This window comes from Desulfosporosinus shakirovi, from assembly GCF_020595055.1.
Lineage (GTDB): Bacteria > Bacillota > Desulfitobacteriia > Desulfitobacteriales > Desulfitobacteriaceae > Desulfosporosinus > Desulfosporosinus shakirovi.
Map to the genome: position 1 here is coordinate 1 of NZ_JAJDOO010000045.1, position 23,244 is coordinate 23,244.

The 23,244-nt window shown below is 44.5% G+C and carries 24 protein-coding genes and 1 other annotated feature; of the genes, 8 read left to right on the forward strand and 16 right to left on the reverse strand.

What is annotated here, in order from left to right:
• Positions 1-89: 89 nt before the first annotated feature.
• The 9 genes from yhbY to LJE72_RS23010 all read right to left on the reverse strand — a co-directional run bounded on the left by yhbY (position 90) and on the right by LJE72_RS23010 (position 6,745).
• On the reverse strand, positions 90-383 hold the full coding sequence (gene yhbY, locus LJE72_RS22970) for a ribosome assembly RNA-binding protein YhbY (RefSeq protein ID WP_229250300.1): 294 nt from the start codon (positions 381-383) through the stop codon (positions 90-92).
• Positions 384-409: 26 nt separating this feature from the next.
• Positions 410-1,609: an ABC transporter permease gene (locus LJE72_RS22975; protein WP_229250301.1), complete on the reverse strand. Its 1,200-nt coding sequence runs from the start codon at positions 1,607-1,609 to the stop codon at positions 410-412.
• Positions 1,606-2,817, reverse strand: coding sequence for an efflux RND transporter periplasmic adaptor subunit (locus tag LJE72_RS22980; protein WP_229250302.1), 1,212 nt, complete (start codon positions 2,815-2,817; stop codon positions 1,606-1,608). Before LJE72_RS22980 ends, LJE72_RS22975 begins: the two co-directional genes overlap by 4 nt.
• A 42-nt stretch (positions 2,818-2,859) precedes the next feature.
• On the reverse strand, positions 2,860-4,128 hold the full coding sequence (obgE, locus tag LJE72_RS22985; RefSeq protein ID WP_229250303.1) for a GTPase ObgE: 1,269 nt from the start codon (positions 4,126-4,128) through the stop codon (positions 2,860-2,862).
• A 68-nt stretch (positions 4,129-4,196) separates the two neighbouring features.
• Positions 4,197-4,703 (reverse strand): Spo0B domain-containing protein, encoded by a 507-nt coding sequence (locus LJE72_RS22990; RefSeq protein WP_229250304.1) that lies wholly within the window; start codon positions 4,701-4,703, stop codon positions 4,197-4,199.
• A 140-nt stretch (positions 4,704-4,843) separates the two neighbouring features.
• Entirely contained in the window at positions 4,844-5,152 is a 309-nt protein-coding gene (gene rpmA, locus LJE72_RS22995) for a 50S ribosomal protein L27 (protein ID WP_073028764.1), read from the reverse strand.
• Complete coding sequence (locus LJE72_RS23000) at positions 5,146-5,592, reverse strand: ribosomal-processing cysteine protease Prp (RefSeq protein WP_312038961.1); 447 nt, start codon at positions 5,590-5,592, stop codon at positions 5,146-5,148. The genes rpmA and LJE72_RS23000 overlap by 7 nt, the downstream gene beginning before the upstream one ends.
• A complete protein-coding gene (gene rplU, locus LJE72_RS23005; protein WP_229250305.1) occupies positions 5,498-5,809 on the reverse strand; it encodes a 50S ribosomal protein L21 in 312 nt (103 codons plus the stop codon). The genes LJE72_RS23000 and rplU overlap by 95 nt, the downstream gene beginning before the upstream one ends.
• Before the next feature lie 12 nt (positions 5,810-5,821).
• Positions 5,822-5,903 (reverse strand) — a sequence feature (ribosomal protein L21 leader region).
• 446 nt (positions 5,904-6,349) lie between these two features.
• A complete protein-coding gene (locus LJE72_RS23010; RefSeq protein WP_229250306.1) occupies positions 6,350-6,745 on the reverse strand; it encodes a hypothetical protein in 396 nt (131 codons plus the stop codon).
• 188 nt (positions 6,746-6,933) lie between these two features.
• On the opposite strand from LJE72_RS23010, the gene putP reads away from it, so the two are divergent.
• Entirely contained in the window at positions 6,934-8,397 is a 1,464-nt protein-coding gene (gene putP / locus LJE72_RS23015) for a sodium/proline symporter PutP (RefSeq protein WP_282437956.1), read from the forward strand.
• Between the two features lie 109 nt (positions 8,398-8,506).
• Here the strand turns inward: putP and LJE72_RS23020 are convergent, their stop codons facing one another.
• Positions 8,507-8,773, reverse strand: coding sequence for a hypothetical protein (locus tag LJE72_RS23020; RefSeq protein ID WP_229250307.1), 267 nt, complete (start codon positions 8,771-8,773; stop codon positions 8,507-8,509).
• A 362-nt stretch (positions 8,774-9,135) separates the two neighbouring features.
• Positions 9,136-9,948: a tyrosine-protein phosphatase gene (locus tag LJE72_RS23025; protein WP_229250308.1), complete on the reverse strand. Its 813-nt coding sequence runs from the start codon at positions 9,946-9,948 to the stop codon at positions 9,136-9,138.
• A 443-nt stretch (positions 9,949-10,391) separates the two neighbouring features.
• On the opposite strand from LJE72_RS23025, the gene LJE72_RS23030 reads away from it, so the two are divergent.
• The gene (locus LJE72_RS23030; protein ID WP_229250309.1) at positions 10,392-11,735 is read left to right on the forward strand and encodes an ammonium transporter; all 1,344 of its coding nucleotides are present in this window, start codon (positions 10,392-10,394) and stop codon (positions 11,733-11,735) included.
• Between the two features lie 326 nt (positions 11,736-12,061).
• Here the strand turns inward: LJE72_RS23030 and LJE72_RS23035 are convergent, their stop codons facing one another.
• On the reverse strand, positions 12,062-12,934 hold the full coding sequence (locus LJE72_RS23035; protein WP_229250310.1) for a chemotaxis protein CheV: 873 nt from the start codon (positions 12,932-12,934) through the stop codon (positions 12,062-12,064).
• Positions 12,935-13,164: 230 nt separating this feature from the next.
• Between LJE72_RS23035 and LJE72_RS23040 the strand changes: the two genes are divergently transcribed.
• Positions 13,165-15,063 carry a cell wall-binding repeat-containing protein gene (locus LJE72_RS23040; protein WP_229250311.1) on the forward strand — a complete coding sequence of 633 codons (1,899 nt, stop codon included), beginning with the start codon at positions 13,165-13,167 and terminating at the stop codon, positions 15,061-15,063.
• Positions 15,064-15,147: 84 nt separating this feature from the next.
• Here the strand turns inward: LJE72_RS23040 and LJE72_RS23045 are convergent, their stop codons facing one another.
• The gene (locus LJE72_RS23045; RefSeq protein ID WP_229250312.1) at positions 15,148-15,774 is read right to left on the reverse strand and encodes a hypothetical protein; all 627 of its coding nucleotides are present in this window, start codon (positions 15,772-15,774) and stop codon (positions 15,148-15,150) included.
• Positions 15,775-16,119: 345 nt separating this feature from the next.
• On the opposite strand from LJE72_RS23045, the gene LJE72_RS23050 reads away from it, so the two are divergent.
• The 5 genes from LJE72_RS23050 to LJE72_RS23070 all read left to right on the forward strand — a co-directional run bounded on the left by LJE72_RS23050 (position 16,120) and on the right by LJE72_RS23070 (position 18,758).
• Positions 16,120-16,344: a DUF1659 domain-containing protein gene (locus LJE72_RS23050; protein WP_229250313.1), complete on the forward strand. Its 225-nt coding sequence runs from the start codon at positions 16,120-16,122 to the stop codon at positions 16,342-16,344.
• Between the two features lie 70 nt (positions 16,345-16,414).
• On the forward strand, positions 16,415-16,654 hold the full coding sequence (locus LJE72_RS23055; RefSeq protein ID WP_229250314.1) for a DUF2922 domain-containing protein: 240 nt from the start codon (positions 16,415-16,417) through the stop codon (positions 16,652-16,654).
• Between the two features lie 158 nt (positions 16,655-16,812).
• Positions 16,813-17,613, forward strand: a complete 801-nt coding sequence (locus LJE72_RS23060; protein WP_229250315.1) for a DUF3102 domain-containing protein — start codon at positions 16,813-16,815, stop codon at positions 17,611-17,613.
• A 520-nt stretch (positions 17,614-18,133) separates the two neighbouring features.
• Positions 18,134-18,349, forward strand: coding sequence for a hypothetical protein (locus LJE72_RS23065; protein ID WP_229250316.1), 216 nt, complete (start codon positions 18,134-18,136; stop codon positions 18,347-18,349).
• Entirely contained in the window at positions 18,336-18,758 is a 423-nt protein-coding gene (locus LJE72_RS23070; protein WP_229250317.1) for a putative toxin-antitoxin system toxin component, PIN family, read from the forward strand. Before LJE72_RS23065 ends, LJE72_RS23070 begins: the two co-directional genes overlap by 14 nt.
• Positions 18,759-19,255: 497 nt before the next feature.
• On the opposite strand, the gene LJE72_RS23075 is transcribed toward LJE72_RS23070, so the two are convergent.
• From LJE72_RS23075 to LJE72_RS23085, 3 genes are all read right to left on the reverse strand, one after another.
• Complete coding sequence (locus LJE72_RS23075; protein WP_229250318.1) at positions 19,256-19,360, reverse strand: methionine/alanine import family NSS transporter small subunit; 105 nt, start codon at positions 19,358-19,360, stop codon at positions 19,256-19,258.
• Entirely contained in the window at positions 19,357-20,865 is a 1,509-nt protein-coding gene (locus LJE72_RS23080; RefSeq protein WP_229250319.1) for a sodium-dependent transporter, read from the reverse strand. The genes LJE72_RS23075 and LJE72_RS23080 overlap by 4 nt, the downstream gene beginning before the upstream one ends.
• A 354-nt stretch (positions 20,866-21,219) precedes the next feature.
• A complete protein-coding gene (locus tag LJE72_RS23085) occupies positions 21,220-23,220 on the reverse strand; it encodes a methyl-accepting chemotaxis protein (protein ID WP_229250320.1) in 2,001 nt (666 codons plus the stop codon).
• Positions 23,221-23,244 lie beyond the last annotated feature (24 nt).

Consider the following 23,244-nt stretch of genomic DNA (forward strand, 5'->3'; position numbering starts at 1 on the left):
TCCTCTATTTTGGGATAACGCACCACCAGCTTGAAAAAATCTCAAGTTTCGTTACAGCCCCATCTATATTGTTATCCGATTCCTTTTTCCTATCTCGGCAACTCTATAACCGGCTTATCCTTAGACGGCCTGTACAGCAAGAAATTACGCCCAATCACTTGTACCAGTTCAGACCCGGTCTGATCAGCGAGTTCAGTGGCCACAGATTTCGGCTCCTCCAGACAATTTTGCAACACTCGTCCCTTGATCAGCTCCCGAGCTTCTATAGTTTGGTTCGTTTGGGTGACGACGGTTTCTGTAATTCCGCCTTTCCCCACTTGAAGAATCGGCACCATTTCATTTCCCATGGCCCGTAAATAACGCTTTTGTTTTCCTGTTAACACGGAAATCTTCCCCCTAAAATCAATCTTTACTCATATCTCAAGGCCGCCATCGGTTCGAGTTTGGCCGCTTTTAAAGCCGGATAAAAACCGAAGAAGAGTCCCACTCCAATGGAGAAGGACACGGCAAATATTATGGCCCAGCCGGACAAAAGCGGCGGCCAATCCAAAAGGTGAGACGCTATCAGCGCACTCCCTACCCCTAAAGCGATACCCAGAATCCCACCAATGAGAGATAAAACAATAGCCTCTAATAGAAATTGCAATAAAACATCACGCTCTTTGGCCCCTACAGCTTTGCGCAGTCCGATTTCCCGGGTGCGTTCTGTCACAGAAACCAGCATAATGTTCATAATTCCGATTCCTCCCACTAGGAGGGAGATTCCAGCAACCAAACCGATAAAGCTGGTTAGGATCCGCATAATTGTATTAGCTGATTGCACCAGCTGCTGGACATTAAAAACTTCATATTGATCGGTTGTCCCATGGCGCACGTTCAAAATCCGCTTAGCATTATCAATGGTACTTGCCAAATCTGCTTCTCGGTAAGTCGCGCCTTCCAACTGGTCTACTCGCTGGGATTGAAAGACATCCGACCAGGTTCCCCAGGGCACATAGGCATAGGCATTCTGCGGACCTACATTAAATTGGGCAAAGGCTGAGGTATCCTTAGCCAAAACCCCAATCACTCGACAGGGAACACTGCGGACGATAACCTGCTGTCCCAAAGGGTTACCGGCCCCAAATAAACTCTCTGCCAAGGTCTGATCAATCACCACCACCCGACGGTCCGCCGTAAACTCCTCCCCAGAGAAAAATCGCCCTCTGGCAATATCCCGGTTGCGCAAGTCCGCAAATTCAGGAGTGGTTCCCACTACCATAGCTGAAGAACGCTTTTGATTCACCTCTAAGGCAGTGTATTCAATACTCGTGGGAATCAATATCTTGACTTGGGGCAAGGCTCGTTTCAAGCTCTCTCCATCCTGCAGACTTAAGCGATCCCCCTCATTTTGTCCGCTGTTGCCAACTGACTTAGGGTACAAAACAAACAAGTTGACCCCGCTTTTCTCCATTTCCTGCATAATGGCCGCCTTGCCTCCCAGACCGATGGTGACCACAGCAATCACAGCGGCAATCCCAATAATAATCCCCAGCATCGTCAGTCCCGAACGCAGTTTATTGGTTCTCAAGCTAAAAAGTGCTCCGCGCAGTCCTTCAATAAGGCTCATACCCCTTCACTTCCCGCCTCAGGGAGAACCTGCATTCCTTCCGAAAAATCATTGGAGGGATTTAAAACCACCTGGTCTCCGGACTTTAAGCCGGAGGTGATTTCCTGGTGTGTGTCATTCCCAATCCCAAGCTTAACTTCTGTTTTCTCAAGACGGCCTGCCTGGATTCTATAAACATAGTTTTTGTTGCCTTCTTGAAAAAGGGCCTCTTGGGGAACAGCTAAGACCCCTTCCTTAGTCGCCACAATAATTTCGATGGTCACAGTAAAGCCAGGCTTCAGTTCAAGGGGAGCTTTCTCTAAACGAATTTTTATCCCCACGGTTGGAGAAGCGCTTCCCTGAAGGCTAGTCTTAGAGACTGCCGTCGGGGCAATCTCCGCAATCGTCCCTTGAACAGAGGTGTCTCCTAACATCTTACTTGAAATGCTGACTTCCCCCCCAACTTGAACCTTTCCCGCATCAATTTCGTTCAGTTGGGCCTCGACATTCATTTGGGTCAGATCAGCCACCACCACTAAGGGCACCTGCACAGAAGACAAATTACCCTCTTGAGCATTCACTTCAACCACAGTACCCGCCATACTAGCTTTATGAATTAGCTGACCCTGTTGCACCTGAGCAACTTTCAACATTTCCTGAGCCTGTTTTAAGGCCGCCGTACTTTGGGCCAAGACGCCCTCTGCCTGTCTTATGACCACCGGGCTTACCAGGTTTTCCTGAAGAGTACTATTCTCTTCGCTTAAAAACTGAGGAAGCGTCGAACTTCCAACACCTGCCCCATCTGCAGAACTATCGGGTGAAAGACCGGCTGTACTCGCAGCTGTCCGGGCTTTCTTCAGCTCATCCAAATTAGCCTGGGCGCTGCTTACAACCGTCTGAGCTGCCTCGACACTCACCCTCGCCTGGGCCACTTGGGCATCCACCAGGGTAGTATCCAGCCCAACAAGAGTCTCTCCCGCCCGGACAGTATCCCCCACCTTGACAGCCACCTTTGCTACACGTCCGGGAGTCAGAACACGGACTTCCTGGCTGGACACCGGAACCACGCTCCCCGTCGCAAAGACGTTTTCCTGCATCGAAATCGGAGTGACCACTCCAGCTTTGACTTGCAGCGGACCCTGAGGCTTCCCCCAAAACCACCATACACCAAAGGCTAACGCAAGAACTAAGAGCATTGCCCCAATCTTCCACCAGAGACCTTTCCTCACATTGTCCCCCCCCAAACCAACGAAATGCCTAAGACTTAACTATTACACCCAATCAAATTTAACCCCACCAATATCAACTTTATCCCCTTCTTTGATTCCTTCCGCCCGCAAAGCGTCATCAATCCCCATAACCTTTAAAATATTTTGGAAACGATGAACACTGGCCTCTCGGTCAAAAAAGGTCATCTTAACATGCTTTTCGATTTCCGGACCTTCAACAATAAAGAAGTCCTCTTCTTTACGAATTTCGAATCGCTTGTCCGGATCAGCCTTCGTAACCCGGTGCTCTGTGGGAAGACTTACAATTTGCGGTGCGGAGATATCCGGCAGGATCTTAGCAATGTGATAGACCAGGTCTTGCAGACCCGCCCCCGTTGCAGCAGATACCGCAAAGATTTCCTTACTTCCCTCAATGGCTTCCTTAAGACGCTGCAAATGCTCTTCCGCTCCCGGAATATCCATCTTATTGGCCACAATAACCACTGGCCGTTGGGCAAGCACAGGACTATAGAGCCGCAGTTCATCCTGAATAATCTTCAAATCCTCGAGAGGATCTCGTTCTTCCGAGCCGGAAATATCTAACACATGGAGAATCAGGCGTGTGCGCTCTGTGTGGCGTAAAAACTCGTGACCCAATCCGGCCCCCGTATGAGCACCCTCGATCAGCCCCGGAATATCTGCCATAACAAAGCTTTCCCCATCCTCAACATCCACTACCCCCAAATTCGGAACTAAGGTAGTAAAGTGATAATCGGCAATCTTGGGCTTGGCAGCAGACACCTTGGAAATAATCGTGGATTTCCCCACATTAGGGAACCCGACCAGCCCAACGTCAGCTAAGAGTTTTAACTCCAAACGCAGCCAATGTTCCACCCCCGGTTCTCCATTTTCCGCCAAGGTGGGGGCTTTATTGGTATTGCTCATAAACCGAGCATTACCCCTGCCGCCACGACCGCCTGCCGCCACAACAACTCGCTGTCCATGCTCAACGATATCAGCAATCGTTTCCCCGGTTCCGTCATCGAAGACCACTGTACCCACAGGAATACGCAAGACAGTATCCGTACCGCTCCGACCGCTCATATTCTTCGCCTGCCCATGGTCCCCTCGGTCACCCTTATAATGCCGCTTATAGCGAAAGTCCACCAAGGTCCTTAAACCCTCATCTCCCACAAACACAATACTGCCCCCGCGCCCGCCATCCCCACCGCTCGGGCCGCCTTCAGGGACATATTTTTCTCGACGAAAAGCGACAGCTCCCGCTCCGCCATCCCCGCCTTTAACATAAATCTTCGCCTGATCATAAAACATACAATGATTCTCCTTAACTGTTAGCAGTCTCTCATAACAATCTTATCTTCGACTTCCTTAGGCTCAACTCAGCTGCTCTGATTCAATCTAATTAATTGATCACAGAGCACTGTCTCCTCATCGGATAAGATAAACTGGCACGCTAAGCCACCCTGTTCATCAAATAAGTACACTTCAGCATTCAAGTCTTTTAACGCCATAGACTGAATAACTATTGCCATGCATTCATTAGTGTACCCGTATAACCCTTCCACATATTCTTCCTGCCAATGATCTTTCCAAAACTCTTCTTGTTTCATCTCTTCCGGAAAATCAATCGTAGCCATAACCTTTTCCTGACTGAGACGAATCATAAAACCCAACAGAATCGCCCCTAAATGAGGTTCCGGAATTTGCGCTATCTTCTGCTCCTCCAGCGATGCAGAAGCCGTCTGCTGCATGTAGAAAAGAGCCTCCTCCGGCCGATTAAGCTGTAAATTACCCATAATTACTTGCCAGTGGTTCATGAAATCATGTCTTTGCAGGCGATACCACTGTAACAGCTCTGACAAAAGAACTTCATCTAACTTTGACATAGTCATCGTTTTCCTCTCATCCCACCACTTTATTTTACTGCAGAACCTTGATTCCTTATGTACTCATATACAGTCAGTTGATACTTTCCGTCTATACACGAAAAACCCCTGGGAAAACCCAGGGGTAATAAAGAGACAGCTTATTGGGCGATAGCCACCGGTGTTTTTGGGCGCTCAGCATAAATACTAACTTGTTTGTGCAATCGATCTTTATGCTCAAATTTCACATAACCATCGATCAAAGCAAACAAGGTGTCATCTTTACCCAGACCACAGTTTTTGGCGGGATGAAACTTCGTACCGCGTTGACGTACAATGATCGTACCTGCAGTAACGAATTGGCCGTCGCCACGTTTTAAGCCAAGGCGTTGAGCATTACTGTCCCGACCGTTACGCGAGCTACCTACCCCTTTTTTATGGGCAAACAATTGAAGATTCATTTTTAGCATGGAGTCCACCTCCTTCGATCAATAAATATATAATTCTGACTGTAAGCCGTCTGTATTTGTTCGATACCTAACATCATGGTTTGCAGAATCCACTGAGCCTTCTCTAAATCCTGGTCTGAAATCCCCATAAGCCGGCAGGTGATGTGTCCATCCCCCTCCTGTACTTTAGGAGCAACCGGCAAGAAACGCTCCAACCCATTGACAGCCGCGATACTCAGTGCAGAAACACCCGCACATACAATATCCCGACCCTCCTCTGCAAAACCCGCATGTCCGGACAGCTCGAATTCACGAATCTGCCCCTGATCATCTGACCATACTACAAGACGAATACCGTCTTGGTCCTTACGCTTGGAGTGCTTCGACAAGAACTTTTGTGTAGGGTTGACGATGTCCTTGTTTGCGTCGATAGTTCTTCTTGGATTTGAATTTGAAGACAACAATCTTCTCCCCTTTACCGTGCTCCACAACCTTCAGCACTGCTGTAGCACCTGCTACAACCGGGGTTCCAACATTCACCGAACCGTCTTTTTCCACGAGGAGAACCTTATCAATCGTTACGGCATCTCCTACATTAGCATCCAGTTTTTCAACGTAAATTACGTCGCCTTCTTGAACGCGGAACTGCTTACCACCGGTTTCAATTACTGCGTACATTTTATTACACCTCCCATGCCCTAGACTCGCCATTGCAGGTCGGCTTTTTATGTAAAAACCTGTTGATACCTGATTCGAGCGGTTGCGGTGAGAAGTCACCACATTTAAGTATTTTAGCATTTGAGTACTGGTGTTGTCAACCTTTAGCCTATATTATTGTTGTTATTTTGCAGGTATTTCCCTGGCCCCTTTAATTAAGAAACTTTTTTACATGATTGTAACAAAAGAGCGAACTAATGTAACAGAAAAGTTATATCTTATGTACTATATACCTTCTTTCCGAAAATTTATGGTTAAGACAGAAAACAAATCTTAGGATACTGACTAATCGGAGATGTCTATTGAAGGAAAACACGAAACAGCTGCCGAATATCAATATACCATAAATTGTAAGGAGTGATATTATATGCCTTGGAAGCAATATAAAGACTCCCCATTTCGTTTGCCAACTCGCCAAGAAATTTTGATCATTGCAGCATCGGTTGCAATCTGCTTACTAGTGATAGCCTATTTCGCTTTGACTTCTTGACTTATGAATACCTACCTGAGACGCTCGGAAAACTTTCTCACCCAATAAACACACGTGACAACCGCCATGTAAATTGCAAAGGCAACCATGAACCCCCAAAGACCTTCCACAATATCCTGAAATTCCATATTGCCGCGACCGGTTACCTTTTGCCCAATCTCAATGGCAAAAACAAAAACCACCAAGACAGTAAAGGTATAGATAAAAGAAATTGCCGTCAGACTATACTTAGCCAAATACTTAAATAACTTATGTACCAAGACAAAAAGAAGGATTCCAATCATCCCTATGACCAAAAAATGCAGTTGTTTATCGTTGAGGCTAAGACCTAAGAACTTTGTCAACCAAATTAATTTATCGTGGAAGTAGTTTATGATGGCGGTAATCAATTTTAAAGCCGTACTCAATATTCTTTCCTCCAAGAACTTCTTCACAGCACCGGGCCCTTCAAGGGCTTATTTTTATTTCCTAAATTCTATCCACATCATACCATATCCATAACATCAGTATTATCTTTTTCCTCCTGTCCCTAATATGGTACAATAACTTAGCCCACAGCAAAAATTCAAGGCATAACTTAAGGGGGAACCACAACTTGGAATCATTAATAGCGATTATTATTTACATGATAGGGATGCTGGGTATCGGCTACTACTCCTACAAACGCACCACCGACCTCTCCGATTACATGTTGGGGGGACGAAATCTTGGGCCTGCGGTAACGGCATTAAGTGCCGGAGCCTCGGATATGAGCGGTTGGCTCATGTTAGGGCTTCCCGGTGCCATGTTTACCCAAGGAATCAGCGCCGCTTGGATCGTCATTGGTCTTACACTGGGAGCTTACTGCAATTGGCTTTATGTTGCTCCCCGTCTGCGCGCCTACACAGAGCTCGCTGACAACTCTATCACCATCCCAGCCTACATAGGTAACCGATTTGAGGACAGCTCCAGAGTCTTGCGGCTTGTCTCCGGCCTTGTCATTATTATCTTTTTCACTTTCTATGTCTCTTCAGGCCTCGTTTCAGGGGCAGTCTTATTTCAAAACTCCTTTAATGTAGATTATCATGCCGGACTTTGGGTTATCGGAGGAGTCGTCGTAGCTTATACCTTATTCGGAGGTTTCTTAGCCGTCAGTATCACCGACTTTGTCCAAGGCCTCATCATGGTCACTACCCTGATAATGGTTCCCCTCGTTACCATTCAGGCTACCGGAGGATTTGAACATTCCATCAATACTATTCACAGCATCAATCCCGCCTACCTGGACTTCTTCAAAGGCACAACCCTTCTAGGTATTATCTCCCTTTTTGGTTGGGGTTTAGGCTATTTTGGACAACCCCACATCATCATTCGTTTCATGGCCATCTCTTCAATTAAAGAGATAGTAAAAGCTCGTCGAATCGGCATGCTTTGGATGGTTTTCTCCGTCGTTGGCGCTATGTTCACCGGCTTGCTCGGCATCGCTTACTTTGCCAACAAAGGCATTACATTAGCCGATCCGGAAACCGTCTTCCTCGAGTTAGGCAAATTGCTCTTTCATCCGATTATTACCGGTTTCCTCCTGGCCGCAATCTTAGCCGCTATTATGAGTACCATCTCTTCCCAACTCCTTGTCACCTCAAGCTCTCTGACTGAAGATCTGTACAGCCTGTTTCGCCGCAAAGCTTCCGACAAAGAACTGGTCTTGGTGGGTCGTTTATGCGTTCTCATTGTAGCAGTCGTCGCCACAATGATTGCCTATCAGCGCAGTGACACTATTCTCGGCTTAGTGGGTTATGCTTGGGCAGGCTTCGGTTCAGCCTTTGGACCAGTCATTCTCTTAAGCTTGTATTGGAAAAGGATGAACAAATGGGGTGCTTTAGCCGGAATGATTGCCGGTTCCGCCACAGTAATTGTCTGGACCCGCTTCCCCGTCCTAAAAAACGCCCTTTACGAGCTGGTCCCGGGATTTTTTGCCTGCCTGATTGCCATCGTCGCGGTTAGCTTGCTCACGGCTAAACCATCAGAAAAGATGCAAGCCGAGTTTGATCAATGTAAACTAAATACTAATCAAGTTTAGGACTGTCAATGAGAAATAAACAGTTAAGAAAAGAGGGACAGCTCTTTGCTCCATTTACGGAACAAAGAACCGTCCTCTTTTGTCTCTTTTGCCTTTTTGTCACTCTTGCCTAAGAACGCCCCCCTTGTGGCGCAGCTCCATTTAAAATTCTCCTTACGCTCTCCCTTGAGGATACAATCTGCTCAATGGAAAGCGTGGAAATAATCTCATCCTCCATTGCCTGTATGCTGTACTTTTCAACTGAATAAGAGGCTGAGAGCGTCTTTATCATCTGTATCGTCATGTTGATTTTGGAAGGAAGCAGCACCATGGAATTGCCCTTAAAATCCAGTGCATTCTTATCGTTGAACATCTCTGTAAAGGTTTTTAGGTCCATATTGCCCTCCAGATAGTGATTAGTTTAGTATCAATAACTATCAATTACAGTATATCACAAAATTTTAGGTATAAACCTAAACGACAATGAGACGCCCCGCTATAACTTGACGGAGCGTTTCTCATTGTCGTTTCCTATCTTGCGTCTATCTATCTATGTATCTATCTATGTATCTATCTATCTATTTATCTCGTGTCTATCCATCCATCTCGTGTCTATCGTCTATCTCTACTTCTTTCCGAACACTACAATAAGGCCTATTAAATTTTTGTGATCGTGCTTATTATACTGTGGTATGGCGTCTTAATTCAACCAATTATTTACAATACAATTCTCTGACTTCCCTCTTATTTTTCAGCTTTTCAACATCGACCTTTACTAAAAGCCGCTTTCAGACAATTCCAAAACCTTTGTTTTCTCTTCTTAACCGGCTCAATAAGCACATACTCTCCTCGGCACTGCATCCCCTGCCCCCTAAGGATATTTCTTGGATTAATCACCGTCAGTTCTTGGAACCTGCTCTCACCAACCCGTTCCCGGACACTCCGGAGTGTCTCCGGATAAGTTGACTCTCTTCGGGACACACGGTGTGCATCAGACCCTATAAAGTGAATTAGATTACTGTGGAGCAGTATTTCAGCTAAACCCTTGGACTGAGGGCCGTAACGCCCATCCAGGCTCCTTAAGTTCAGCTGAAAGAAAACCCCCTTTCCGGCCCACTCCAACAAACGCTCCGGAGCCTCAACTAACCCTCTGTTACGTTCCGGATGGGCAAGAACCGGTGTCAGCCCATTAACTTGTAATTCAAAAAACACCTGGTCTGTATATTGAGGGATTTCGAGCATTGGCAGCTCTACCAGAATATACTTTCCCGTGTTTCCCAAGGTCATCAGTTTCCCCTCACGCGCCCACTTCCCCATCTCCGGAAAGATATAGTTCTCGGAACCCGGCAGGATCTCAATCTGAATTCCGGCTTCCGCAACCCGCTTGCCCACCTGTTCTGTGTAAGCCAGAATGTCTGCCGGGGACAAAAAATTGTCTTCCAAGACATGGGGGGTAGCAATCAGAGTCTTAAACCCCGACTGTTGCAACTGACTAACCATTTCCAGCGTTTCTTCGATACTTTTTGCCCCGTCATCTAGCCCGGGCAGGATGTGGCTATGGATATCGATCATCTAAACTCTCCCTAATATCGTAATGGAACTAAATAAATTCAGATTTGTATCAGGTCTCTGAGCAGAACCAAAAAAAATCGACTTGCCTAAAAATATCCAAGTTTATTCTACCACATACGAAAATCATTAGCTTGATAAAAGTAATCAACGTGATTGCCCTACCTGAATTTTTCTCAATCCGAAAACAACTCTGTACAATTATGAATACAGAATTCATAGCAAAAACCTATTCCCCATTCTCCAAAGACGTGCTACTATAAAGTCAAATCATTAATCCTGTTTAAACGAATTGAGGTCAAAGATGCCCTCAGGGAAACCTGAGGGCACTTTCTGTTTAAATGGTTAATGGCTAGGCAATGGCGCCTATGGGTAGAAGTACTGCTACCCGTAGGCGCTTTTTTGTTTAACATAGAGAACTCACGATTTGAAAGGAGAAAAGAAAAATGAGAACAAAATCCGTAAAAAAAGGAATTATCCTCGCAACAATAACCGCTTTACTCCTGACGATCCCAGGGGTTGCCTTAGGAGCCGACCCTACCGTAGAAAGCAACGCCGTCGCTATCGATACTATCTGGACTCTAATTGCCGGATTCCTCGTCTTTTTCATGCAAGCCGGATTTGCCATGGTCGAGGCAGGATTTACTCGGGCCAAGAACGCAGGCAATATTATCATGAAGAACTTAATGGACTTTTCCATCGGCTCAATAATTTACTGGCTTTTTGGCTTTGCCGTCATGTTTGGAATAGACAAAGCAGGACTTTTTGGCACAACCGGCTTCGGCATGTCCGATACCTTTGAGCACCTGGGATTATCGATCCCTCTTCCCGCTTTCCTCCTGTTCCAAACTGTCTTTGCTGCAACGGCAGCTACTATCGTTTCAGGGGCTATGGCCGAACGCACTAAATTCATTTCTTATATGATTTACAGCTTTGTCATCAGCGCCGTCATCTACCCTGTGGTTGGCCACTGGATCTGGGGCGGAGGCTGGTTGATGGAACGCGGCATGATAGACTTTGCAGGATCGACAGTCGTTCACTCCGTGGGCGGTTGGGCTGCTTTAATCGGTGCCCTTCTCATCGGACCGCGGATTGGCAAATACAGCAAAGACGGTAAATCCCATGCCATTCCGGGACACAATATTACCCTGGGCGCTCTTGGCGTATTTATCCTCTGGTTTGGTTGGTTTGGCTTTAACCCGGGAAGTACCCTCTCCGGAACAAACCCCGATATCGGCAAAATCGCCTTGAACACAAACCTGGCAGCTGCCGCAGGTGCAGCAATGACCATGATCTTTACTTGGATTAAATATAAGAAACCTGATGTTTCCTTAACCTTAAACGGTGCTTTAGCTGGTTTAGTCGCCATCACAGCAGGATGCCTGGCTGTAAATCCCCTTGGAGCAGCTGTCATCGGAGCCTTGGCCGGTATTTTAATTGTTCTTTCCGTTGAATTTATTGACCAAGTCCTTAAAATTGACGATCCCGTCGGAGCTATTTCCGTCCATGGTGTCTGTGGTTGTTTTGGGACAATTATGGTGGGAGCCTTTGCCGTGGACGGAGGCCTCTTATATGGCGGGGGCAGTGCCTTATTAATCACTCAAATCATCGGCGTAGCCTCAGTTTTCGCCTGGACAGCAGTCACTTCTCTGGTACTTTTCGGTATCATCAAAGCAACTCTTGGCTTACGAGTTAGCGAGGAAGAGGAAGTCATGGGCTTAGATATCGGCGAACACGGTATGGAAGCCTACTCAGGCTTTGAAATGAAGGCACCTTCTGTGAATCTTTAATGCCTAGGCAATCATGAAAAATAGAGAGTGCTGTTAGAATTCGCTCCGGTGCCTGCGGAAATATTGGGATTTGATCATCAGTTATCCGCAAAACAAAAAATTATACTTTCCTGTACAATCGCAAAAAGAGTAGGGGATGTAACGAAACTTGTTTTCCGGTTTATTACATCCCCACTCTATTTGTAATCCCCTGATATATTAGAGGACTGTTCACCACTTCAAAGGTGTACAGTCCTCTTTTTTGGGATAACGCACCACCAGCTTGAAAAAATCACAAGTTTCGTTACGCCCTCTACTCTTTACTTCTTTGCCAAGAGGTTTAAAACCTAGCTTCTAATGTTAATTACCATCTCCACAAGCTTGTCGATTTCAGGCTTGGTAATTTGGGCATCGGCACCGACACTTAAACCCTTATGGGCTAAGCCTTCACTGGCAATGGAAGAAAACAAAATAACAGGTATCTGTTTTAATCTAGAATTACTCTTGATTTGCTTTGTTAAGGTTAAACCATCCATAACCGGCATTTCAATATCTGTAATAACGCAATATATTTCGTCTAAAGAACTGTTCTCCAGGAAAGTTAAGGCGTCCCGGCCATTGCCGAATTTCTCCACAGTGGCCCCGGCTTTTAACAGAGACTCATTAACGACTTTTAATAAGAAGGTCGAGTCCTCTGCCACTACAAGTTTTTTCCCTTCCAGTCCTTTTGTGGCGCTGGATTCTTTCAAGGCCAAGGAAGGATCAATATCTCCCAGTATTTTTTCAAAGTCCAGCATTAAAATAATTTCATCGTTTTCAGCCTTCACAATTCCTGTTATTGGGGTTTCATTTTGACTTAGGAGAATCGAGGAGGGTGTCTCAATTTCTTTCCAGGACAGTCTCCTGATCCCGCTGACAGAACTTACCTCAACGGCAAAATCACTGTTGTTAATATTAATAAGAATTAATAATCTTTCCTTTGAGGTTTTAGGACAAGTTTGCTTGAGAGTTTTAATTAAATCCAAGACAGGAATAACCCGTCCTCTATAGTTAATGACTCCGCTGATATTCATATTGGAATTTGGAACATCCGTAATAGGCTGATGGGTAAGAATGCATTCAACCTTGGCAACATTAACCCCTAGCACACTGTTCCCTGCTTTAAAGATAACGATTTCTAATTCATTAATGCCACTTTCTAAAAGAATATCTTGCTTCAAATAAAGGCCTCCTTAAAATCATCAACGTCCGACAAATTTCTAAATATTTAGTACCATTTTAACATATTGAGTCTAAAATGATAGATATTAAATCAATTTATAAATTATTTTAATTTTCTATCCCCACACTCTTTCTATCCTTCTCATCAAGAATAAATCGTATTTATTTAAATTAAAAGAAGGAATTAGTCAATATTTCGAGAAATAATAGGAAAAGGAGGACGATCATTTTGATCATTAAAAAACACTTTATTATCAGCTTTTTTCTAATAAGCGTTCTTGTCTTCGCCTACGCGCCTATAGCGAGTGCCGCCACATCAGAACGGATTTCAGGCTATGATAAATATCAAACAGCTGTTGCCATCAGTCAAAATGGCTGGCCTGCCGGATCAGATTCTGCTATTCTTGCCTTTGGTGAGGATTTTCCCGACGCCTTAAGTGCCGGTCCATTATCAGGTAAATACAATGCCCCCATCTTATTGACAGGTACCTACTCCTTAAATATTGACACCGAAGCCGAGTTGAAACGTCTGAAGGTCAAAAAAGTTTACATAATCGGAGGACAAGCGGTCATCTCTAAAGAAGTGGAAAGGCAGCTTTCGTTACTGAAAATAGCCACCGAGAGACTTGCCGGCAATGATCTCTATGAAACCTCCATCATTGTAGCTCAATCAGTCGGATTAAGTAAGGGAGTTTTTGTAACATCCGGTGCAAATTTTTCAGATGCTTTATCCCTGGGACCCATTGCAGCCGCCAATCAAATGCCCATTATCCTCGTACCGGCCCAGGATCTTACGGCTGCCCAGAAAACTTTCTTAGCTAAGAGTAAAATCCCCTCCACTATTATTGTGACAGGGTACTATGATTTAAGCGACAAGGTGATCAGCCAATTTACTGATCCGGAGCTGATTTATGGTTCAGACCCTTATGACAGAAATATTAAGCTGGTTAACCAGTTTTCAAACACTCTAAATTTTGACACGGTTTACGTCGCCACAGGCAGAACTTTTCCTGATGGCCTCACCGCCTCCGCCTTAGCACAAAAGGGAAAGAACCCCCTGATTTTACTCGATGGCGATACGATTCCTTACCCAACTCTTACCTATATCCAATCTAAGATTATTTCCCACTTCAAAATCTTGGGAGGCACAAGTGTTATTAGCAGTTCAACGGAATCATCCCTGGCTGAACTCCCAGCCGAGATTGAGTCAGTGATTGACGTTAGTGACAGTATTCAAGAACAGCAAAAATACACTCCCCCTAAAATGGTTACCGTCATAAAATCAGACGGATTGACGGAAGAAGTCCCTGTCACCTGGAGTCTGTCCTCAGTACAAACCCTAAAGTCCGGAACCTATGAATTCGCAGGTCAGATAAAGAACTACAGCGACAGTGTTTATCTGAAATTAACCATCTATCCTAAAGTATCGAAAGTGACGAATATAACCGCTGAAATCATCATGGGAGAATCCTATGATTTTCCGGATACCATAGAAGTCACCATGAGCGATGGAAGCGCAGAAACCTATCCTGTAACCTGGAACAGCAATATTGTCCCCTTAAATAAGGCCGGAAGCTACACCTTCCAAGGAACCGTTGACGGCTTAACTCAAAAAGTCAGCCTGGCCCTCAAAGTTTCCGAAGATGCTAAAATCACCTTTGCTGATCCGGAGTTACATGATGCCATACGACGTAAACTGCATAAGAGCAGGTCTGAATCAATCTATAAGAGTGATGTTATAGATATCACTTCCTTATATTTTCGCAATGATAACATCGCCAATTTAGCCGGGTTAGAGTACCTCACAAACTTGAAGACCCTTGATGTTGGCAATAATGAACTCACCAATATTACTGCCCTAAGTAAGCTGACCAAGTTGCAAACCTTGAAGCTGAACGATAATGGCCTTAAGGATATCAACGCCCTAAAAACTTTAACCTCCCTCACCTATCTTGATCTATCTGACAATTATATTACCAACTTCACACCCTTAAAAGGGCTTGTAAACTTAACCACTCTTTACTTAGATGATAACGAACCCTTAGTTGAAGACGAAAAATATACCCCTGATTACAGCCCAGTTAAATCTTATTATGATGATTTAAAAAAGAAGGATTTCAGTATCTAGAGCTAATGGATATGCACAAATACGAGAGACGTTGCAGTTTGAAAATGCAACGTCTCTCTTTTCACATAAGTATAGTAAACTCCCCTATTTGGTTGCTGTAATCTTAACCAAGGAATTAAATTGCCTTTCGACATTATTCTGAGTTACATAATCAATCTCAAGATTAAAGGTTTGCCCTTCTTCGAATTTTAAGGTATCTCGGCCATTTTGATTCTCTAGTTCCGAGAGATACAAATCAAAATCCGTTAACCCATCAACACGATATCCATTGTCGCTCTGTGGCAATACGGCCTTGCCGCTATTATCTAATACTGCCATGGCATATCCGTTGAGAGGAAGGTTTTGATTGTATATCCATCCCCACTTCAACGACTTACCAAATTCGGAATACCTAATCCATATAGATTTTACGGCTGAGGGTTGATTGAAGGGAAGAGTCACATGAAAGTGCCCATCAGGCTTTTCATCGAGGGTTAAATCATTTGGGCCTAATACATCCTGATCCACTCCTATCCAGGAAACCGAGACATCCGTCGATTCTGTGGGAGTGATTGGTGCGGTCTGTTCTTGTTGTTCCAGCGAATCGGATGCTTGTGACTCAGAGAGTGGGGTCTGAGAATTGGTCGTGACCGGACTTTGGGAATTGAAAATTCCACATCCTGAAAGGGTAAGAACTAGAATAATTGACATAAGTATTTTTGCAAATTTCATTAAGTTTCACCTCTAGCGTTACTTCATGGCTAAATATTCGCCATGTCTTTACATATTACCTTTTAATTCGGTATACAAAATTATCCACGTTCAGAACAATGATTTACTCATTATTCTCTGGTTGGGTCCAACTCCTTGCTCGACTTCACCAGAACCAAATCCCTATCCTTGCCATGTATGTAATTGGTCGACAGGGAGAGTCTCTTTCTTGTGAAAATATTCTCAAAATGTAATAATTAGGAAATACAGTAACAAATCCCGACCGAAGTTAATATAGTATAGAGTAGGACAGACACCTGGGACAAACCCCTCCTGTCCTGATTATTTAAAAAGGAGTTGATTGTTATGGCTGTTATAGCCAGCAACAGAGACAGTGTGATAGTCATTACCATTCAAACGGGGCAAACCCCCCAGGGCGCACCCATTTTGAGACAGCGCAGCCACTCTAATGTGAGAGCAACTGCCACAGACCAGGATGTTTACGATATCGCTGCCGCCCTTTATGGACTTCAGGATCACTCTTTAATCGGAGTGCGAAGAGACAATCGCGTCGACCTTGTTGAATCCTAGTGCTCATGGGAGGCATCCTCGTGTTTAAGCCAGACAGGAGACTATTTAATAAGGAAAGGAGTGCCGGGAAATGGCAATTACTACTAAAAAAGTCTTGCGGATGACCTTCACCAACGCCGCAGGCAAAACCGTGACCATGACTCTTGACCAACCAAAAGAAGGTATAACCTCCGCAGAAATCGAAACCGTCATGGATCAAATCATCTCTAAGGATATTTTCTTCACTTCAGGTGGGGGACTGGTTTCCAAAAAGGATATAAAAATTGTGGATACCAAAACAGAAGACATGTATGAGCAACCCGAAGGATAAATGTAAGCTCACCTAACTGAATCTCCTTGTGTCAGGCCTGTATGAGAATCGAATGCGCATTCGATTCTCATACAGGCTGTTTTATTCAGTTTAGCACACTCATGGATCCGGCTACATATTCTGTAAATAAATAACAAAAAAGGCGGATGACCACCCTTATGAAGGATTTGACCTCAGACCGCACGCCCCTCGTGATCGCGGCTGAAATAAACACTATTAAATACCAGACCAGAAAAGTTCTCCTGGCCGGCACCATAGAGATTGGCCGGCGCTTGAAGGAGGCCAAGGACCTGCTTCCCTATGGGGAATGGGGCAAATGGCTGGAGGCGTCCTGCAGCTATTCCCAGAAAACCGCCGAAAAGCTTCTGCGCATCTTTAATGCCTACGGAAGCCAAGAGCTGCCGAATTTGAATTATACCCAGGCTTATATCCTCTTAGGAGTCCCGGAGGAAGAACGGGCGCAGTTCATCGCGGAGATTGACGCAGAAGGCCTGTCTACCCGCGAACTGCAAAAGGCGGTTAAGGATCGGAGCCAGGCCCTTCAGGAACGAGACCAGGCTCTGCAGGAAAAAGCGGATCTCCGGCAAGCCCTGAATGAGCAAGAGAGCCAAATAACCCAGCTGACCACTGAGCGCAACAACCTGAAAACTAAGGCAGAGCAATTAAGCAAGTCCCAAGGAGAGCTGGAGAACAAGGCCCAAAACCTGGAGACAAAATTGAGCTCCCTTGAGAAAAGCACCTCTTACGAAGGCCTCCAAAAGATGAATAAGAACCTTATTGCCGCCCAGCACAAGACCTGCGCCAATAAAATTGCCTTTTTATACGAGAATCTGGACAAAACCTTCAAGCAACTGGTCTGGGAAATGAGCGAGTTAGCTGCCAATGATCCGGATACCCATGAAGTGTATAAAAACAAAGTACTTGATTTTTTAACGAAAGGTTTAACTGAGAAAATCTGACAACTGCTAATAATAATTACAATATTCCCCAGACAGTATATAATTGTTCACATTCGGACCGAATTATGTTTAACACAAGCTGAAAAATAAGTTGATAGTCAATTTCCGAATTCCAGCTTACACTGTATCCACCCATATCAACAGCACAGTCATAAAAAGCGCCTTATTCTTAAGGGAAAGAAATCGTGGTTGCTGAATCTTCCATACCATACCATGCCGCCCGCACACACCTTGGTTCGATGGGTGGACTGAAAAGGCCTTCGCCTCCATAGTGCAGGCTGGACCTTGCCCCATCTTTGGCCCACCGGTTCGCAATTCGGGTGGCTCCTTTGGGCGGTTGGTCTGCCTTACCCGATGGGATTCCCACCCACTATATTTTACGACCTGGCACATCCCACTGTCAGGCACCGGACCCCATGTATAGCCATATTATACCATAGGGATGGAGGAATTGTAGTTGAGCAGATATTAGCCAAATTGTGGTATACTATTAATAAGATAGTGAAAGGTGGCGCTGACGGTGGTAAGTAATATCCAGAAGGTCATGGAACTCATCGAAACATTAACCCCAGATGAAAAAAAGTTAATATATAAGAAGATGAACGATGAGATTAACGGCAAGCTGCTTGACTTCCTTGATGTAATAAATGAGCGGGCAGAGAAAATGCCTATCTCAGCGGACGATATCACTAAAGAAGTCGAGGAAGTCCGGAATACTAACTATGGAAAAATATAAGGTTGTAGTTGACACAAACATTTTTGTGAGTGCATTTCTCGGAAGCAAGAATGCCAAACTTATTGTTAGGGATATATTCTCAGAGCAGCATCAAGTCGTAATGTCTCATGAACAATTTCATGAAATAAAGGCGGTCCTCCTCCGCCCCAAATTCAGTAAGTACATTCACCCTAATGAACTTGACGAGTTCCTTAGTCTTTTAAGTTTGAAAGTAATAGTACCTTCTAACTACGGAAAGATAAGTGACTGTCGTGATCCAAAAGACAACATGATACTTGAAGCTGCAGTATATGGCAACGCAAATTTTATTATATCCGGTGATGAAGACTTACTAACTCTAAATCCATATCGTTGGATAAAAATATTAAGCCCAATTGCATTTATCAAACATTTTTATGATATAGAATGAAATGACATTCGATGTAACTCGACTATATTAAGTAACATAGTCAACCCCTTAAGAGATTCGACAGCCTTAGATTACTAAGGAAAGTCATTTTGAGAATGGAAAATAATGAATTGACGCGCTTTAAGTAACTATCTGAATATTAGGCATAATTAATCAGAGACTTGACCAACCAAAAGAAGGTATAACATCCGCAGAAATCAAAACCGTCATGGAGCAAATCACCGATCATCGCCAAGGATATCTTCTTCACTTTAGGTGGGGGACTGGTTTCCAACAACAGAGGACCTGTATGAGCAACCTAAAGGATAAATGTAAGCTCACCTAACTTGATCTCCTTGTGTCCGGCCTGTCCGAGAAACGAAAGCGCTTTCGTTTCTCGGACAGGCTGTTTAGATGAGGTCTAGCACACTCAGGAAGCCGGCCACGTATTTGAACGTATAAAAACAAAGTACTTGATTTTTTAACGAAAGGTTTGAAGGAGAAAATCTGACAACCCCTTATTTCTCCTTCGAAGCCTTTACCGCATGCCAAATACTTGCTGCCAGTCCTCCCCAAATTACGATAATGCCCACCAACATCATGACAATGGCGCTTCCGCTCACGCTTCATCCACTCCTTCATTTTTTCTCCACTTCAAAGCGGCCATAATAAAGCCGATAACGATCACTCCCAGGGCTACTCCCCAACCGGAATAGAGCAGAAACGCCGCGGGGTAATCCTCGTAATTGCTTTTCAAGTTATCCATGAGATTCAAAATAAACATATAGCCTAAGACCCCCGGAGTGACTATTTGTAAGCAGACCTTCCACCACAAACCTGTGCGCAAGTCTGAGGTGAGATTAGCGTGATCCTGGAAGGAGGTTAATTTTTTGAGAAACCAAGAAACGGTAATAACCGATACCAACCCCGCTAAAGCAATCCCAAAGGTGTTGATAAAGTAATCCACCGCATCCAAGAAGAACAGACCCCCTTGGGTGGCAAACAAAATGGAAATCAAGGCGGAAAGACCGCCGCCAATCATCACCGCCTTGACCCGGGACAGATTAAACTTATCTTGGATAGCCGCCACAAATGTCTCCACAACGGAAATTAAGGAGGATAACCCTGCAAAAACTAAGGAGCCGAAGAACATCAACCCAAAAAACCCGTTAAAACCGGGGAAAGAGTTTAAAATCTCCGGAAACACGACAAAGGCTAAGCCAATACCTGCCGTTGCCACTTCTTCAATAGGAAGATTGGCTTGCTTGGCCATAAATCCCAGGGCAGCAAAAACCCCAAAGCCGGCTAAAAGCTCCACACTTGAATTGCTGAAAGCAGCAATAAAAGCATTGTTATTAATGTCAGCCCCTTTGGGCAAGTAACTGGAATAAGTGATCATGATGGCAAAGGCAATGGATAAGCTAAAAAATATTTGGCCATAGGCGGCAACCCATACCCCCGGAGAAGCAATTTCACTCCAATTCGGCTTAAAAAGTGCTTCCAGGCCTATCATCGCCCCATCCAAGGTCAGGGCGCGAATCACAATTATGATAAACATAACCAATAACAGGGGGATAAAAATGCGGTTTGCTTTCTCAATCCCCTTTTTGACACCTTTAAATAAGATTGCTAAGCTAATCACCCAGACCAGGATCAGAGGGATGAAAACCCCGGGGACAATCGACCCCACCGAACCAATGGGCGCGCCGTTGACAATATCCACCCGCTGCAAATATTCCCCCATCAGGAATCCCCCCGGGTCACTCCCCCATTGCAGCCCTACGGCAAAGTAGGCATAAGCCATGGCCCAGGCAACAATAACCGAGTAGTAGGTAGAAATGACGAAAGCGATGGTTACCTGCCACCAACCGATCCATTCCGTCTTTTTGTTCATGCGCAGATAGGTTAAGGGTGCAGAGCCCCGATACTTATGACCCATGGTAAATTCCATCATCAGCAGGGGAATACCCGCTGTCAAAAGCGCAAATAAGTAGGGAATAAAGAATGCGCCGCCGCCGTTATCATAAGCTACATAAGGAAAACGCCAAATGTTTCCCAGCCCAACAGCAGACCCTACGGCAGCTAAAATAAAACCGGCTCTTGTACCCCATTGTTCACGGACTTCCACTATTTAATCACCTTTTCATTATTATTTTGGTTTTTAGTCTTTACAGTCATCATAATCCTGTCCAGGCAATCTAAAAGGACTCCTTAACCTCTCGTTTGTAAACAAGAAACAGTTAAGGCGTCCTTATTAGCAATACTTACGACAATCCGGACAACACTAAAAACCAATTTTTCAACCTGTACATTTTACCATAGAATCGTCTAAGTACCAATCCGCAAATTTCTGACTACATAACAATTAGATCATCCATACAGAAACATACCCGTTCTTTGCATCAATGGAAAGCAGATCATTTGCCATGCAGACAACCGCGCCGTTCCCGATTTTAGTTTTTGTCTGAGAAAGTTCACCCACTTACACTGTAAATCTCGCGACTATCTTAAGGAGATTTTCTGAGCTTTCCTTAGATACATCTGCCTGCTTCCTTACTTCATCGGATTTTTCTACAACCGTTATACTTTTTTGAGCAATGTTCGTTGTCCCTTCAGCCCCTTGATTTGCCGCTACTGCAATTTCTTCGATGACTTTCGCCATCTCCTGGATTGAAGCGGTAAGTTCCTCAGAAGTTGCACTGAAGTCAGTTACAAGGCTGTCTACAAACTCGGCATCTTTGTAATATTGCTCACCGGTTTTCACCATAGACTGGTAATCTTTAAGAACCTGGGTGTCAATGAATGCCAAAACCCTTGCAGAGCTTTCCGACAAATTCTCTACGGATGATACAACTTGCTTAGTCACTTCCTGTATCTCATTGACAGTACTTTTAGAGTTCTCAGCCAATTTTCTTATCTCATCAGCAACAACAGCAAACCCTCTCCCCGCTTCGCCAGCCCTTGCCGCCTCTATAGCTGCATTTAAGGCAAGCAGATTAGTTTGAGATGTAATTTGCAATATAGAATCCGATAGTACATTAATTTGTTCAACTGCCTTAGATTTCTCAATAGCTTGGATCAATTTATCCTGGGAAATTAAATAAAGATCTTGGGCACTCTTCTGTGATGAGATGGCGTTTTGTTTGAGTTCACTTGCTCTTCTGCTTATTTCGCCGGCAGACACTGCTCCCTCTTGCGCTTTTTGCGCAATGGAGCCCACTGCCCTTTCAATTTCAGTGGCTGTTGCACTCATTTCTTCAGTTGATGCGGCAGTCTCTTCCATGCCTGCCGACAGCTCCTCTGTCGTTGAAGATACTTCTTCAATCTGCTGGGTTAACTCATTGATTGCCTGTACCGAAGTTATAACTGAGCTTTCCACATTTCGAGATTCGAGAATCACTCCGTTGACCACGTCTCTGACTGATTTCTGCATGGTTTCAATGGCCTTAGTCAAGGCCCCTATTTCATCCTTCCTCGCAATGAGTTCTTGGGGAAACTCATGAGTAAAATCCCCGGTTGCAATAACTTTCAGGTGTTCCGAAGCCAACAAGATCGGATTAGAAATTAGCTTGGATACAAAGTATCCTACCCCCAAGCTAAGGAATAAAACGAATACTGAAACAATAAGCACTGATTTGCGCATAGTTTTGATCCCTGACATCACTTCATCCTTAGGAGACGCCACCGCCAAAGACCAGCCTGTTCCTTCCACAGGAGCAAATCCAAGATATTTAATCTCCCCATTATACTCATACTCACCAACGCCGGCTTTACCCTCTGTCATTTGTTTTTCTAGTGTAACCAGAGACTCCAGCTTGGAATTCTGCTGAACATTATTAAAATCATTATCCATATTTATAACAAGTTCCGAGTTATAATGGGCAACCTTTGTACCCTTTTCATCGATCATAAAAGCCTTGCCTGACTTACCGAAGGTAATATCATTCGTAATTTCACTTAAATCATTACCGTCCTTCAGTGCCGCCAGAACCCCAACGATTGCGCCTCCTTGTTTTATCGGCACTGCGTAGACAATGATCAAAGAGCCATCATCTTTACTGATGATGGGTTCGGATATTGCCCTGTTACCCCCTATAGCCTTCTGAAAATACTCTCTATCCTTAATATTGATTTCTGTTCCCGTTGTCATATTAGTCGATCCATCGAGGCTAGCAATCAACATCGAAGTATATCCATTTCTTATAGTCTCCTCTTGGAGAATTTTATTTTTGTCCTCCCATGAGTTGTTAACATCTTTGATCCGATCTCGGTTCGCAAGGACTTCAAGAGTCCCTAACAAAGCATTCATCCTTTCGGAAACAACCTTGGCCCCTTGAGCCGCTACTTGAGGAAGGGTCTCATTAACCTGTGATGTTATTGCCCCAGCAGCGGTTATGTAGGAGGCCAGACCCAAAGCAATACAAACAAATAATAGCAGAGCTCCTATATATACAATCATTTTCATCTTTATACTTTTCATCATTAAACGACTCCTATCTGCTTCGAA

Excerpts from the sequence above, each read along its gene's own strand:
- LJE72_RS22975 (WP_229250301.1), bottom strand. The coding sequence starts at position 1,609 with ATGAGCCTTATTGAAGGACTGCGCGGAGCACTTTTTAGCTTGAGAACC.
- obgE (WP_229250303.1), bottom strand. The coding sequence starts at position 4,128 with ATGTTTTATGATCAGGCGAAGATTTATGTTAAAGGCGGGGATGGCGGA.
- LJE72_RS22990 (WP_229250304.1), bottom strand. The coding sequence starts at position 4,703 with ATGTCAAAGTTAGATGAAGTTCTTTTGTCAGAGCTGTTACAGTGGTAT.
- rpmA (WP_073028764.1), bottom strand. The coding sequence starts at position 5,152 with ATGCTAAAAATGAATCTTCAATTGTTTGCCCATAAAAAAGGGGTAGGT.
- rplU (WP_229250305.1), bottom strand. The coding sequence starts at position 5,809 with ATGTACGCAGTAATTGAAACCGGTGGTAAGCAGTTCCGCGTTCAAGAA.
- LJE72_RS23020 (WP_229250307.1), bottom strand. The coding sequence starts at position 8,773 with ATGGACCTAAAAACCTTTACAGAGATGTTCAACGATAAGAATGCACTG.
- LJE72_RS23025 (WP_229250308.1), bottom strand. The coding sequence starts at position 9,948 with ATGATCGATATCCATAGCCACATCCTGCCCGGGCTAGATGACGGGGCA.
- LJE72_RS23030 (WP_229250309.1), top strand. The coding sequence starts at position 10,392 with ATGAGAACAAAATCCGTAAAAAAAGGAATTATCCTCGCAACAATAACC.
- LJE72_RS23045 (WP_229250312.1), bottom strand. The coding sequence starts at position 15,774 with ATGAAATTTGCAAAAATACTTATGTCAATTATTCTAGTTCTTACCCTT.
- LJE72_RS23050 (WP_229250313.1), top strand. The coding sequence starts at position 16,120 with ATGGCTGTTATAGCCAGCAACAGAGACAGTGTGATAGTCATTACCATT.
- LJE72_RS23055 (WP_229250314.1), top strand. The coding sequence starts at position 16,415 with ATGGCAATTACTACTAAAAAAGTCTTGCGGATGACCTTCACCAACGCC.
- LJE72_RS23060 (WP_229250315.1), top strand. The coding sequence starts at position 16,813 with ATGAAGGATTTGACCTCAGACCGCACGCCCCTCGTGATCGCGGCTGAA.
- LJE72_RS23070 (WP_229250317.1), top strand. The coding sequence starts at position 18,336 with ATGGAAAAATATAAGGTTGTAGTTGACACAAACATTTTTGTGAGTGCA.
- LJE72_RS23085 (WP_229250320.1), bottom strand. The coding sequence starts at position 23,220 with ATGATGAAAAGTATAAAGATGAAAATGATTGTATATATAGGAGCTCTG.